Origin of the sequence: Methanomicrobium sp. W14, from assembly GCF_017875315.1 — an archaeon.
Lineage (GTDB): Archaea > Halobacteriota > Methanomicrobia > Methanomicrobiales > Methanomicrobiaceae > Methanomicrobium.
The window spans coordinates 1-14,270 of the sequence record NZ_JAGGMM010000004.1 but is presented as its reverse complement, the minus strand read 5'-3'; the positions used below and the strand labels follow the sequence as shown (position 1 = coordinate 14,270).

Here is a 14,270-nt window from a genome sequence, read left to right as displayed (position 1 = left end):
AGCAGGTACAGGGAAACAAGTAATTTTCATGGACTGTCCCTGGATTTCAGGTCATCATTCATAATCATTAGGAAACCCCCGTTTCAATTCCCTGTACCTAAACGTTGTTAACCACTTTTTCAATCCCGGCGGAATCTTACCGGAACATTTACAGCTCCTGACCCGGCTTCTCTGAAAAGCAACTGACTGAAAGATCAATTATTCATATAAACTCCGGTACAACAACTTTTCCCTGCATCTCATTTTGTTAACCTTATTTTATACTATTTTTCCCCTACCTTACCTTTTATGTTTAATTAAGAGAGATATTGTATCAGGCGTAGGGAAAACATATAATTTTTCATGAACTGCCTGGTTCCAGGTCATCATTCATAATCATTAGGAAAACCCCCGTTCCAATTCCCTATACCTGAAACTTTGCTAACTTCTTTTTCCGTGCAAAAAGTTTCATACGTTGGTGTCAATACGTCCGGATTAACATAAATGTGCCTATGCATCTACAATATACACCACATTTGTTAATTATATATCTTGATTTTTTCCGGCATTTTACCATTTATATTTAACCTGGAGAAACACTGTATCAGGCATAGAGAATATATAATTTTCATGAACTGCTTGACTGTCTGTTATCATTCATAGCTCTTATTTAACTACCATTTAAATTCCCCTATACCTGAACCTGTTAACTCCTCTTTTGACAGCGCAAGTAATCCTCCTGAAACCTTTCAGTTTATAGTCTATTAAACTGGCATTATGGCAGGCCTTAGACAATGAAGAGTTTAGATAAGAATTCCTTTCCAAAATCAAGAAATTTGTATAAGACCTGCTAATTTCATCAAGAACCGATCCGAGAACATAACTGGTTTTATTTGATAATCAATACTTTTTCGTGCATTCCTGTTATCCTGTGCCGGTTTAGCTCCATACTTTCCGTTTCCGGCCAGAAAATCTTTCTGCCTGCCTTTGTCCGTGAAACCAAGACACTTCAGCACTTTTAATTTCTGTAATTTGAGACAAAGGCTAAACCCCACATAAAATTTAAACAGTTATCTTAAACGTCTTGTCCGTGCGGCGTGAAAGAAAAATAAAAAAAAGATTAAGAAATAGTCAATGTATACTTTACAGATCTGCCAGAATTTGCACCGTTGGTAAGCAAATCTATATTGTCAATAATAAAATAATACTGCTGATCGTCTGGTTGCGTGAATTCGATGTTTGCTTCTCTCCTATTCAAGTACAGATAACCATTGATACTATGATGATAATCAGGGTCATCCAGTAAACGGTTGTATATTCTGTTGTTTTCAGGATCAAGAATCATTAGATCAACAGGTGCATTTCCTTCATAATGAATATTGAATACAGTTCCCTTTTCTCCGTTTAAATTATAAGTTTGCATGTAATTCTCACGTAATGTGTCTGAATCAGAATATGGCTCTGAATCACTAGATTCTAAAACATGGTCTGTAACTTTTCCAAATTTTAAAAGAGATGTTAATTTACTTAATTTCATACAGCCTGAAAAACTACAGGTTATGACTATAATCACCACTACCAAAAGAATTAATTTTTTCCCCATGAACAAAAAAATCTCATTCTAAGAAAATACATCTTTTTATTTTTCTCAATATGAAATGTGAAAGAGAGAAAAAGCGAAAACAACGAAAATACACAGGATTAGAAAAAAATTGCATATTACAATTAACCCTGAAAATTACGAGTATATCAAGAATAAAGGTTTAGATGCATCCCGATTTCTTGATACTGCCCAAAATGAGCTTAGGAATAAAACAGACAATGAATTAGTTTTTATTTTACAAAACAATGAAGAAAAGTGGGCTCGGTGAGATTCGAACTCACGACCTCCGCCATGTCAAGGCGACGTCATAACCGGCTAGACCACGGGCCCTTTTATGCTACTGTGGTGCTCTATTAGTTATGTAATTAGACTTATAAAAACGATTCTCTTTGAAACCGGATAAACGGTATCCCGCAACATTCAAAACGGGCAAAAATACAAAACATTATAAAAGGACAATTCACGGGAATATATGAAAACGCTACTGAAAGGCTGAAGAGAAACCAACGTGGAATTGTCTGCTTTTATATGCTGTCCGGGTCTTAAAACGCCGGGACCTGTTAAAATACAGCAGTCAATTATTAAAACAGTCAATTATCAAACAAACCGGCAGATTTTTGCATATGACCTGAAAAAAAGGCAGTTTCCTGCAATGAATTTTCTTTAACTAAAAAGAAAAAAATCAAAAACAATCTGCTTTAAAGGAAATTCTGCCTTAAAATATGTAGTTTCCCGGATTTTTCCGGGATTTACCGAATTATTGTCTTATTGTATTATTCTGGGTGGTCCGGCTAACTTTTTTTCAGTTATGCCTGTCTGAATGTATTACAGAATATATCGTTTCTGGTGTTTAAAATTTAAATCTGATCTTTTCTTTTTGGTGTACTTATTTTTACAATTGTACTTAGAATAAAAGCCTCAAATCTGAATAACGGAATAATATGAAGAATCTTTTCCGGCTTTTTCATTCAATTTTTACACAAATTAAACAGTTTAGAGGATTTTTATCCGTTATCACAAAAAGAATAAGAAACCCTTAAAATCATCCATGTAAGGCTTACGTAATGCACAAGCATTTTAAAGACTGTACAAAGATGACGATTCAGATTTTTACAGTAAGGCATTTTTTTTGTTTTTTTCAGGTTTACCTCTGGTTCACCTCCTTTTTACAGCTATGATACCTTATATAATATCTGATTTATGTGAGAAAGTTTGAACTTTAGCTGTCATCTTAAAACCACTGCTTTTTTAAGTTTTTTACAAACGTTTTGGATCGCAATATATTTCACCAGTATAATTGACATAAATTTATACTAACCGGATATAAAACTGAAATTACATATCAACGGCATCAACAACGTGAAAAATGAAATGAGAAGACACGTCATGAAGACGACAGGGGGTAATTTACGACGAATAGTCTCACAGAAATCACTTACATAAGTGAAGCAAAAAAATCCCTGTATTTTCCAAAATACCAGGAAGTGATTAATATGAAAAGAAAGTCGATTATTGGAATCTGCTTTTTTCTGGCAGGATTCTGCAATATAATATGCGGTATTCCAGTGTCAGCAGACGACAAAATAATATTGTTCCGGCCTATACCGGACGAACTGCTTCAGAAAGAAACTCCTGACATTTTCCTGAAATCTTCATATCATGAAAGCGAAGTTAAAATACCTCTTAGAGGCGCGGGAAACAACTTTGTCCGGACAGTACCAGAACTTTCCGGAGGTCTGTAAAATGAGGGGGAAATCGGGTGCACTTTCCCTGGCATCAGATCTGACAGACGAAAAAAGAGAATCTATTTTTAAAGCAGTAATGAGGTTATTAACAGTCTCTATTCTGATATTCTTCCTTTTCATGCAGACAGCATCAGCTGAAGAATCATACAGCAACTCCGAACTGTTTTCAGAAGGGAAATACATCTCACCCGGATTTACCGCTGACATCGGACTTGAACCGGTGCCGTTATCAGGGGGAACGCTTGCAAAAGGCCAGCCTCTCACCCTGAACGGAAAAGGTGATCCTGATTCTCTAATAGGTGTATGGCTGTACAAAAACGACCTCGTACCAAAGGACAGAAACGTATTCGTAAAATTCAGGACAGGTGAAAACGGCTGCATAGAGGGAGATGGAATAATTCTCAACGACACACAGTCAGAAAAACTGTTTTCAGGAGAATATTTCCTTTACATTGTGTCAGGCGACGAAGAATTCATAAACAGCGGCTACTTCCCTGATACGTATACCAAACTGGAGTCAGGACTTAATGAAAGAGAGAGTACAAACCCTTATATGAAGGTAGTTATTCTCTCCAAAGTTCCGTGGATAATGCTGGACCAGAAAAATATTCCTGACATAGACTCAGGTACACCCCTGACTTTAAATCTGTCAGGGAAAACGAATCTTGCAGAGGGAACCCGTCTTATAATTACAGTTGATCCGGTCCTGACCGACAACAGCTATTTTAAGGACCAGATAATTGAAGACACATATGCAGAAGCAGACGTGGAATACCAGAGATGGCAGAAAAATATTTCAACAGACGGGTTCGGACCCGGGGAATACACCCTTTCGGTTGAAGCAGCCGAATACAACGCTTATACGGACACTATCTTTACCGTTCGCAATGAGGTATATTCTGAAAAGCCTTCTAATGACTCTCTCCTTGTAAAATCATATTCCGTTGATCCCACAACCAAAGACATTTCCAAAAACCCTGAAGAAGAAGCGGAATACACCCTTAAAGGTCCGGGGGAGCCGGAAAAAAGCCCATTTAATATGGCAGTAACTGCTTTTGGACTGATTGCGGGGGCAAAAATTTTCCCGGTCATAAAGAACAGGAGACGAAGACCATGAAATGGCAGGTCTTTTGCTTTCTGACTGCTCTGCTCCTGATAGTAATTCCCTGCCTTGCTCAGGAAATTTCAGACGCGGAATTCATTGCGAAAGGCGATGCGGCAAGATATGACGCATTCGCGTTTAAGGACAATGTCTGCGTCTGGATAGAGTACGACAAGGATGAAAACAATATGCTCCAAAGCTCTATTCATAAATATAACATCTCCACAGGGATGCAGGAAACCGTTATTGCCGACCCCTCCGGTAAGTTCAGCGTTGACTTCTCGGGAGACAGGTATGTCTGGTCAGACCAGCGTGCAATCTACCTGTACAATGAAACTGAAGGAAAACTGACTTATTTATCCGCAAAAAACCCGCAGAATTCTCCGGTGATTGACGGTGACATCATAGTGTGGGTAGAGGACATCGGCGATAAGAGATCGGTTATCAGGATGTATAACATTACATCAGGCGAGTACACTCCTGTTACCAGAGAATCCCTGTTCTATTCCTCGTATTATCCTGCGATATCGGGTGACAAGATTGTCTTCGTAGAGGAGGACATAGTCGAAAATACAAGAGATATCCTGATATACAATATGTCAGAAACAGGTTATCTCTGCGAAATAGAAGACGTCCCGGACGTTCATTATTCTCCTGTAATCAACGGAGACAGGATTGTGTGGACCGGTAAATACGATGACTATTATACCACGTACATGTACAATATGACATCCCGAAAAAAGAGTCCTGTAAACTTTACGAAATCAGCCCAGCTCTGCCCGGACATTTCCGGCAATCACATAGTCTGGCTTGATTTCGGTCCGTACCCGCAGAAACTGCCATTGGGCGGTGACGTCTATCTTCATAATCTCGACACCAATACAACCGAAAAAGTCTCCGGCTCAATGTCAAAACAGGACTACCCTAAGGTTTCGGGAAACTATGTAGTCTGGCTTGACAGCAGATCAGATGCACATGACATATACCTTTACAGTTTTTTAGATGAAGGGAGGGATTTTTCGAGTGAAGACAAAGGAATCATTCCCGGTTCCACACCCACTCCTCTCCCCACTCCGGAAAAAAAGGTCAGATATTACAGTAAAATTCTGCAGGGCGAAACCGAATGGTATTCCCTTACGCCTTCAAAGAGTTCACAGCTCTCCTTTGAGCTTCGTTGGCATGACAATGAAACAGAGCTTTCAATGTCCGTTATAAGTCCTTCGGGCAATATCTGGCGTTTTACGGACATAGATGACGAAAAAAATGACAATGCAATACGAATCACCATAGTCAAATCAGGCAGCTATTTTGTCAAAGACGGAAAATGGAACATTGCGGTTTCAGGGGACGTCGTCTCAAAGGAATCGGACTATGATATCTGCTGGTACCAGGCCTGAGAAGAACTGAATACAGTTTTAAGCACATGCTCATTAAAACTCCGGATAAAGGGTTATTTTTGCCTTTAAAAAAAGCCAGGTTCCCGGTTTTACAGATTCTTATTATTTTATATGCCTGTTTCTGCGCTATGGCAAAAGTAATTATGGAATAAAATTCATAAGAAAGAATGATTTCCGGTTTAGCTGGTGCCAGAAGTCCTGCATACCGGGAACAACGAACAGAGAGGAAGGTCTTAATCATCAAATAAGAAAAATGCCGTTTTATCAGCTGCCGTGAACCCTGCAAAAAGAAATCCTGCAGGAAACCTGAACGGTATGATTATTTTTCATCTGCAAAAAATTTTCCCTAAAACTGGTTTTTTTGTATAATGATTTGATTTTCATGTTTTAACACATTTCACGGCAGTTAAAAGGCATTGAATTGTTTATGCGGTGAGATAAAAGAATGAAAGAAGATTCATACACGGACAAAATTTTTGAAAACACTGATTTTTCAGGGAATGAGATAAGAGACTGCGAATTTGATTCCTGCACGTTTAAGGACTGCAGATTTTCTGAGAGCTACATGTCGGGAGGAGGCTTTCTGGAATGTAAATTCCAAAACTGCGATCTGTCCCTTGCAAGGCTTAACGGAATCAGTCTCAAAAATGTTTTTTTTGAGGCGTGCAAGCTGACAGGCGTTGACTTTGGGTGCTGCAATGACTTTTTGTTTGAAGTCAATTTCAGGAAATGCAATCTAAGTTATTCTGTTTTTCGCAAAAACAGACTTGAACAGTCTTTGTTTGACGGATGTGTCATGTATGAGGCAAAATTTACGGAATGCGACATGTCAGGCGCAAAGATAAACAACTGTGACCTCTTCGGCGCCTTTTTTGAAAGAAACAATATGGCAGGAGCAGACTTCAGGACCGCGGAGAACTATACGATAGACCCTGAAGACAATACCATTAAAAATGCCCTTTTTTCTTTCCCGGGTGTTGCAGGTCTCCTTACAAAATACGAAATAACCATTGAATAAACTTTTTTTGCTTCCCTGATTGACTTTAGTGTACACTACTTCATAAGTTAAAACCTGACATTCAGATATTCTACCTGAATTGTCCAGGGGACTATCTTAAAAAAAAAGTATATATCTTATTAAAATCAATACTAAAATAGTCCTGTGGCTTTTCAGGACAGATTAAATACGGATGATTTCACTCAGACTGCATAAACATCCGCGGTTTTGTTTGTAGTTTATGCTGAAATTAAAAAAACAAGCCCCCCTTCACGGGTTTTAAATGGCATTTTCACCTGTATCCGGCTTTTATACAGGCGAATTGTCCTGTTTTTAAAAGTATCCCTCCAGACATGAAATGTCAGTTCAGATTTTAAAGCATGACCGGCCTGATTTATCCGGCTAAAGTTTTTCCAGGAGATCTGTTATCTTTTTTAAATGGACAAAAAAAGTCCCGTTTTGTCACCTTGTTTTCAAGAAAAAGAATAAGATAATTTTTATTTGTTCTTGGTCATATCTGCCTGAATCTGAGCCATAATTTCCTTTTCTTCTTTTGTATACGGGGGTATTACGATATCCCTGTATCTCAGAGAAAGAATTTCACCCGTGTTTGCATCAATCACGACCTGATTTATACTCTTTCCATTTACTTCACGCATAGACTTGTCGTTGAAATAAATGTACCAGCCTACTGCTGAAGTCCCGTAGTCATCAAAAACCGCCAGATTATTCCCGGAGTTATAAGCAAGATAATATATCCCAAGGTCTTCACCAGGGTATTCCTCCTTTAATTTTGACTCAAAAATATTCTTTGCCTCGTCTAAAGTGACTGACGGTGATTCAATTAAAGAGCTTATATTTTCACGCTCAGACTCACTTTTGGATAAATCATCATAATAAAGAAGTCTGTCTATATACATGTCATACCGAACAAAAGTTGAGTCATCCAAATCACTGACTCCGTTATCATACGTCTGAATCCTTTCAAATGTCGAATATCCACAGCCGTTTTCTGCATCAAGATTTTTCTTTTCTGTAAAAAAATCAGGCCCTGCTTTATTTACATAATCTTCGCCTTTCAGCTTTTTTATATATTCAATGGATTTTTTTTCAGCTTCCTCAAATGAAACTCTCCGGACTTCTTTATTTGAAGGTGTGTCCCAGGAAACTGAAGCATAAAAAACAATTTCACCAGTTTTTCCGTCTACTAATATTTCAACTGGATCTTCATCCTCCCTGTCACCACGTGCAGACATTGCCAAAAGAAAATTGTCAGTTGTAGCATCCGCACTTTCAAATGAAATACAGGGATGACTGTAATGTGACGAAGTTGAAAAGGATACGTAAGATGAAAAATTATCATTAAACGAACCATTTAATGATTCTTCTTTTACATACGGAAAAATACCAAGGATTTCCTTTTTTGCAAGTTCAATGAGTTCATTTTTTGTTTTATCATCATAAGGAGGATTCACATCAGGCCAAAAAAACGGAATGAAGGCAGTTTGCGCAGCTGAAGGTGATTCTGTCACAGGTACAGTTACATCAGGAGAGAAAACCGCAGTTTCTGTAACCGTATCCGATCCTCCTGCTTCATAGCCTGAACTGTCATCCGGGCCTGTACATCCGGATGACATTACGAACACAGTTACTATCAAAACGGACAAGAATAAAAATAAAATTTTTCTCATTAATTTACCACCGGATCATTTTCTCTGGAAAATAAAAAAAAAGGTGATATAAAGCAAAATCCAGACAAAAAAACATAATAATCACCTCAAATCCATTCTCATAAACTTCACGTAGGCGATTCCAAAGAAGACAACAGGGTACGCGATAAGAAATATTATATTACCCCACAGCTTTGACAGTATGTCCCAGAAATCCACGCCCATTTTAGAGTAATCATAAAAACCCGACGCACCGTCACCCTTTCCCTTGAATGCCCAGAAAAATGAAGGCTGTGTAAGGGCTGTTCCAATGCAGTAGTAATTGTTCTTTATCGAAAAATACTCAACAGTACTCTCAACGGTATCCCGGTTTGAGTAATAACTGCTCAGGTCACCGGAGTCTGAAAAAACAGAACTGCCACTATCAAAATTTCCGGGCTCAGGCCCGACTACCAGATCAGTTACTATCGGAGCCGCTATCGTTGCAATATATGAAAATACAATAAATAGTATCAAAGAATATATCAGAGACGAACCGCTGTTTTTTGACAGTGAGGAAACCATAAGTGCAAGCGTAAAAATACATGTCAGATAAAGGACTGTAAACGCAAAAAGCAGAATGATTGAGAAAATATCACTTCCCGAGGGAACAACGCTCATTATAAGAAGAGCGGCCGTAACAATCAAAAACAGGCAGACCGTCGCGGTCCCCAGTGCTGCAATTCCACCCAGGGCTTTGCCGTTAATAAGTTCATCCCTGTATACCGGGTGCGAAAGAATCGATTTTATGGAATTGGACCGTCTCTCCCTTGTTATCAGATCAAATCCCGCCGTTATCGCAATCAAAGGTCCGAATATATAACCTGAAAGTCCGCTGACTATTCCATGATATATGTTGACTACCGAAGGGTTGTATGTAGCTCCGCCGTAATGAGCTGTTCCGTACTCATCAATGTAACTGCTTCCTGAGTTTGCATATGCCTCCATCTCGCTTTCATATGAATTATACTCGGAAATTACGGAAACCCCCGCTAGAACTAGCATCATAAAAAACAGTGCAAGAAATTTTTTGCCTGAGATCTGATCAAAAAACTCCTTTTCAGCAACTATAAACAGTCTTTGTGCATTCAACAAAACCACCTCCTCATCTCAGGTCAAGCCTCATAAATTTCACGTATGCAATTCCGAAAAAAATAACAGGAAACATCAGTAGTGCAAATAATTTTGTCCAGATCATCCCGAATATTTCAAATACCGAAGGTTCTGTATCAAGCAGGTAAGTGTCATCCCTTCCCTCCATCTTCAGTGTAACAAGATAGGATGAAGTTCTTGTGAGGGGCCTTATCATATCCGAGAATACACTCTGCATTGAAAATACCGAAAACAGATTGCTCAAATCTTTTTCCTTTTCCATGTATTCCTGTCTTTCATCAGAGTACTGCTGAATTTCAGAAGCAGACATTGAGGACATGTCATTTGAGTACAGGGTTTTCGGCTCGTCTCCTAGAATTACCGAACCTAATATGCCGGGCCCTGCAACGGGGAACAGGTATGATATGACAAAAAGAACAACCAAAGAAACAACCAGGGCGGTGCTGCTGCTTTTGCAGACAGAAGAAGCCATAAGGGCAAGAGAAAAATTCGCTGCAAGAAACAGAAATACAAGCAGCCAGATTACAAATATTTTTCCGGATGAGTTCAAATCCGGTACAATTCCGCTTATCAGCATCAGGGCGATTACTATCGCAAAAACTATGGTTTCAGCAAAAAGAAGTGAGATAAGTCCTCCAAGAGCTTTGCCATTTATTATTTCGTCACGGTAAACGGGATGGGACAGGAGAGATTTCAGTGACCCGGACTCTCTTTCGCCTGATATCAGATTGAAACCCAAAGCTATTGCAATAATGGCCCCAAACCCATAATATCCGATATTTTCGGATATACTTCCGAATACAATCACAGGAGTGGGGGGAATCAGATATATATCACTGCTTCCGGATTTGTACTCTTCCAGTACATTGTAGTAGTCGCTTATCCCGCTGAAAGCACCTATTCCAACGACAAGTGAAAACAAAACAAGGAGCATGAGAAATTTTTTTCCTGTAATATTATCGGAAAGTTCCTTTTTGGCAACAATAAATACTCTGTTGAAATCCAATCTATTCCCTCCTGTAAACATTCAGGAACAGTTCTTCCAGAGGAGGACTTTCAAGATGCATCTCGATAATTTTAAAATTTTTGTTCAGAAGATTTGAAATATATCCCCGGATATCACTTTTTGCATAGATTTCCGCGTGATTGGTTTTTATTTCCGCCTTCACGATATCAGGATGTACAATTTCAGGAAGAGGCTCCTCGGTTTCAATGACTATTTTTAATGGAATCTGACTTTTTTCGATAAGTTTTTTTTCGACTTCTTCAACACTGCCTCTTGCTACAAGCTCCCCCTGGGACAATATTCCAAGAGTCGTGCATAACTGCTCAACTTCGGATAAAATATGAGAGCATATGAGTATTGTTTTTCCTTCATCAGCCAGAGACCGGATTATTCCACGGAACTGGAAAACTCCTTCAGGGTCAAGGTTTGCAGTAGGTTCATCGAGAATTACAACTTTCGGGTCGTTTAAAAGGGCCTGTGCAAGACCAAGGCGCTGGTTCATACCACGGGAATATTCTCCTACTGTCTGCGTCACATTTTTCAGTTTTACAAGCTCAAGAAGGAATTTGATTCTGTTTTTTCTCTCTTCAGTGCTCATCGGGTAGAACTTCCCGACATAGTCAAGGTTCTGTTCACCGGTAAGGTTACCATAAAAACCGACATCTTCAGGAAGATAACCGATAATCTCCTTTGCCTTAAGGGGGTTTCTTGCAACATCTATTCCGTCGACAGTGCATACTCCTGATGTCGGTTCAATCATTCCGGTAAGCATCAGGATGGTAGTACTTTTTCCAGCACCGTTCGGACCTAAAAAACCAAAGACTTCACCTTCATCAATATCAAGATTCAGGTTTTTTACAGCTGCTTTGTCCCGGTATATTTTTGTAAGATTTTTGGTTGTAATCATAATAATTTACCCCTCCAAAGGGGATTTAAAAAAAAATTTAAGATTTTTTAACTATTCCCCTCTTTTCAAGGCCAGGAACTAGCCCTGATTGTAATACCTGCTATCAGAATCGACCATTATATCCTTATAATAAAGAGACCTAATTTCACCCGTATGAGCATCTACAACTGCACCTGTTGAATAAAACAAGTCATCTCCGGGTTTTGCATAATCACTTTTTGTTATAATATTCAGGTCCCAGACAAGACGAACAGGAGTGGAACTGTCGTAATATACAGAAATTCCTGTGTCCCATGATGGAATAGCTGCACCTGAGTCCTCATATTCAGATGTTATATCAAGATTTTTTATCTCCCCGGGATATTTTTCGTTTATTTTTGATTCAACAATCTCTTTGGCCTCGTCAAACGTTATTGAAGGACTTTTTGATGAGAACGTGAGGTTTTGAATGTCAGGGATAATGAAATAGCACGAAGTTACATTCCCGCTTATAGAATTGATTGTTACAAACATTCCTGCATCGCAGGGAAGACCATCATGAGTTATTGTATATTCTACCATTATCTCGGCAGCCCTTCCTTCCTGCATAAGTTCGGTCTGGTTTCCGGAATAACGGGACGATACATCTGACGAAAACAGGTTATCAGGGTCGTCTCCAAGCGCCTTTGTTATAAAGTCTTTTGCAATACTTTCACCATCATTAAGAGACAGCCTGATTTTTCCTTCAGGTTCGGTATAACCTGTAGTCTCAGAGGCCGAACGGATTATTCCGGTTTCGGCATTTATTTCTACTTCATATTGAGTATTAGCTGAGGACGCGGTTTTTATATGATCATATGTATACACCGTGTGAACGGGGATCCTGGAATCAGTCCCCTCCCATGGAATTTTACCTTTGACCGTTTCAGGTATAAAATCAGGGAACAACTCAAGAATGTAATCACTATACCCGTCAAATATTTCACTTAAGCTTTTTGACTCTCCTGTGCTTTTTTCAGGACTTACTGTTTCTGTAAGAGTATTTTCAGAACCAACAACTGATTCAACAGGTAAAGCTGTAGTTGCAGTGGTAACTACATTTGTACCTACATCTGTCTGGGAAGTACAGCCTGAAGAAATACAGAATAACATTAATAAAGTAATCACTGCTATAAAACTGGATTTGCCCAGTATATGTCCATACCTAACCATTTTAACTCCGGATTATCGTAATTTATTTTGATTTTCAACACAGAGGATTATACTTAAAAATGACTTTTGAAAGTCTTTTTTCACTTTAACCAGAGATTATGATTTAAATTAAAAGACAAAACTTCTTACGCCACAATCCTCTACACGTTATTTCTCCTGAAAAAATATTTTGAAAAATCACCTCAGATCAAGCCTCATAAACTTCACATAGGCGATTCCGAAGAAGACAACAGGGTACACAAAAAGAAAGATTATATTCCCCCAGACCTTTTCAAGAACATCACTCAGACCTATGCCCATATATGAGTAATCCAGCATACCGTACTGATCATGGGCTCCGGCAGTATTTATGTTCCAGAATAATGTAGGCAAGGTTATCGCATATCCCATGTACTGATAATTTTTATTCATTGACAACTGTAAAACAATCCCCTTCATAGCGGTTTCAGCAGAATAATAATTGTTTACTTCCTGCAGGAGCTCCTCGTTGTCATAATAATTTGCAGTATAAATGCTGTCCGGTTCAGATCCAACAATTGTACTTATTACTGACGGGCCCAGTGCAGGCGCCATATATGAAAATGCCAAGAACAAAACCAATGAATAGACCAGTGCTGTTTTGCCCTTTTTTGAGAAAACCGACGCCATCAGAGACATAGAGTAAACTCCTGCAAGGTAAAAGAGTGTAAATATAAATAATACAATTATTGAACCCGATTCAGAAAATGAAGGAACAATTCCCATAACCAGAAGAATTGAAAACGTGAGAATAAATACAACCGCCGTTGCAACTCCTATGGACAGGATGCCTCCAAGCGCTTTTCCGTTTATCAGTTCATCCCTGTAGAGAGGATGCGAAAGGACTGACTTTATAGACCCTGTTTCCCTCTCTCTTGTAATGGCATCAAAACCCATTGCTATTGCAATCATAGGACCGAAAATATAGGATGCCAGAGCATCAACAATTCCATAAAACAGGTTTATTGCCGAAGGTTTGTATGTTGCTTCGCCATAGTGGATTGCTCCGCTTTCATCCATAACCGTGCTTCCGGAACTTGAATAAGCTTTAAGTTCATCATAATAGGCTCCAGCCTCACTAATTACGCATGTTCCGGTGATTATCAAAAGCATTAAAAGAAGGGCAAAAAATCTTCTGCCTGTAATAATATCTGCAAATTCTTTTTTCCCGACGATTAAAACCCTTTCAATTGAAATATTTTTCACCTCCCTTTGTTACCTCAAATCCGTTCTCATAAATTTAACATAGGCTATTCCAAAAAACACAAACGGATATATCAACAGAAAAATTATGCTTGCCAGGGAGCTGCTTAAAGAATTCATTATCGGAATATCCCCTGTCACTCTACTGGAATCTTCTTCATAGCTATTTGAAGTGTAATCCCGGGGTTTTGTCAGTTGATAGCAGATATTAGAATAATCCAGACTAATAGAGAACAAACTAAGAACATCATGTATAAACAGACTGTTTTTCTCATAATCACGAATCTGGTTGTCATGCCA

General features: G+C 38.8%; 11 protein-coding genes, 1 tRNA gene and 1 pseudogene. 4 read left to right on the top strand and 9 right to left on the bottom strand.

Annotation, left to right across the window (positions count from 1 at the left end; all coding sequences use genetic code 11):
* Nucleotides 1-1,099 precede the first annotated feature (1,099 nt).
* Nucleotides 1,100-1,516, bottom strand: coding sequence for a hypothetical protein (locus J2128_RS12265; RefSeq protein WP_209691749.1), 417 nt, complete (start codon nt 1,514-1,516; stop codon nt 1,100-1,102).
* Nucleotides 1,517-1,838: 322 nt separating this feature from the next.
* Nucleotides 1,839-1,912: transfer RNA gene (locus J2128_RS12260), tRNA-Val, on the bottom strand.
* 1,163 nt (nt 1,913-3,075) lie between these two features.
* On the opposite strand from J2128_RS12260, the gene J2128_RS12255 reads away from it, so the two are divergent.
* From J2128_RS12255 to J2128_RS12240, 4 genes are all read left to right on the top strand, one after another.
* A complete protein-coding gene (locus J2128_RS12255; RefSeq protein WP_209691748.1) occupies nt 3,076-3,324 on the top strand; it encodes a hypothetical protein in 249 nt (82 codons plus the stop codon).
* Between the two features lies 1 nt (nt 3,325).
* Nucleotides 3,326-4,444, top strand: coding sequence for a hypothetical protein (locus J2128_RS12250; protein WP_209691747.1), 1,119 nt, complete (start codon nt 3,326-3,328; stop codon nt 4,442-4,444).
* Nucleotides 4,441-5,826, top strand: coding sequence for a hypothetical protein (locus tag J2128_RS12245; RefSeq protein WP_209691746.1), 1,386 nt, complete (start codon nt 4,441-4,443; stop codon nt 5,824-5,826). The genes J2128_RS12250 and J2128_RS12245 overlap by 4 nt, the downstream gene beginning before the upstream one ends.
* A 445-nt stretch (nt 5,827-6,271) precedes the next feature.
* On the top strand, nt 6,272-6,844 hold the full coding sequence (locus J2128_RS12240) for a pentapeptide repeat-containing protein (RefSeq protein ID WP_209691745.1): 573 nt from the start codon (nt 6,272-6,274) through the stop codon (nt 6,842-6,844).
* 476 nt (nt 6,845-7,320) lie between these two features.
* Here the strand turns inward: J2128_RS12240 and J2128_RS12235 are convergent, their stop codons facing one another.
* The 7 genes and pseudogenes from J2128_RS12235 to J2128_RS12205 all read right to left on the bottom strand — a co-directional run.
* Nucleotides 7,321-8,514: a hypothetical protein gene (locus J2128_RS12235; RefSeq protein ID WP_209691744.1), complete on the bottom strand. Its 1,194-nt coding sequence runs from the start codon at nt 8,512-8,514 to the stop codon at nt 7,321-7,323.
* An 81-nt stretch (nt 8,515-8,595) separates the two neighbouring features.
* Nucleotides 8,596-9,633, bottom strand: a complete 1,038-nt coding sequence (locus tag J2128_RS12230; protein WP_348632411.1) for an ABC transporter permease subunit — start codon at nt 9,631-9,633, stop codon at nt 8,596-8,598.
* A 4-nt stretch (nt 9,634-9,637) separates the two neighbouring features.
* Entirely contained in the window at nt 9,638-10,651 is a 1,014-nt protein-coding gene (locus J2128_RS12225; protein WP_209691742.1) for an ABC transporter permease, read from the bottom strand.
* 1 nt (nt 10,652) lies between these two features.
* The gene (locus J2128_RS12220; protein WP_209691741.1) at nt 10,653-11,558 is read right to left on the bottom strand and encodes an ABC transporter ATP-binding protein; all 906 of its coding nucleotides are present in this window, start codon (nt 11,556-11,558) and stop codon (nt 10,653-10,655) included.
* Between the two features lie 78 nt (nt 11,559-11,636).
* On the bottom strand, nt 11,637-12,689 hold the full coding sequence (locus tag J2128_RS12215) for a YcdB/YcdC domain-containing protein (protein WP_209691740.1): 1,053 nt from the start codon (nt 12,687-12,689) through the stop codon (nt 11,637-11,639).
* Between the two features lie 237 nt (nt 12,690-12,926).
* A complete protein-coding gene (locus J2128_RS12210; protein WP_209691739.1) occupies nt 12,927-13,973 on the bottom strand; it encodes an ABC transporter permease subunit in 1,047 nt (348 codons plus the stop codon).
* Nucleotides 13,974-13,982: 9 nt separating this feature from the next.
* Nucleotides 13,983-14,270 (bottom strand): annotated as a pseudogene (locus tag J2128_RS12205) (hypothetical protein); the annotation flags it as partial.

What these genes read in the sequence shown, in the direction of transcription:
- J2128_RS12240 (WP_209691745.1), top strand. Translation starts at nt 6,272, where the DNA reads ATGAAAGAAGATTCATACACGGACAAAATTTTTGAAAACACTGATTTT.
- J2128_RS12215 (WP_209691740.1), bottom strand. Translation starts at nt 12,689, where the DNA reads ATGTTATTCTGTATTTCTTCAGGCTGTACTTCCCAGACAGATGTAGGT.
- J2128_RS12220 (WP_209691741.1), bottom strand. Translation starts at nt 11,558, where the DNA reads ATGATTACAACCAAAAATCTTACAAAAATATACCGGGACAAAGCAGCT.
- J2128_RS12250 (WP_209691747.1), top strand. Translation starts at nt 3,326, where the DNA reads ATGAGGGGGAAATCGGGTGCACTTTCCCTGGCATCAGATCTGACAGAC.
- J2128_RS12255 (WP_209691748.1), top strand. Translation starts at nt 3,076, where the DNA reads ATGAAAAGAAAGTCGATTATTGGAATCTGCTTTTTTCTGGCAGGATTC.
- J2128_RS12235 (WP_209691744.1), bottom strand. Translation starts at nt 8,514, where the DNA reads ATGAGAAAAATTTTATTTTTATTCTTGTCCGTTTTGATAGTAACTGTG.
- J2128_RS12245 (WP_209691746.1), top strand. Translation starts at nt 4,441, where the DNA reads ATGAAATGGCAGGTCTTTTGCTTTCTGACTGCTCTGCTCCTGATAGTA.
- J2128_RS12265 (WP_209691749.1), bottom strand. Translation starts at nt 1,516, where the DNA reads ATGAAATTAAGTAAATTAACATCTCTTTTAAAATTTGGAAAAGTTACA.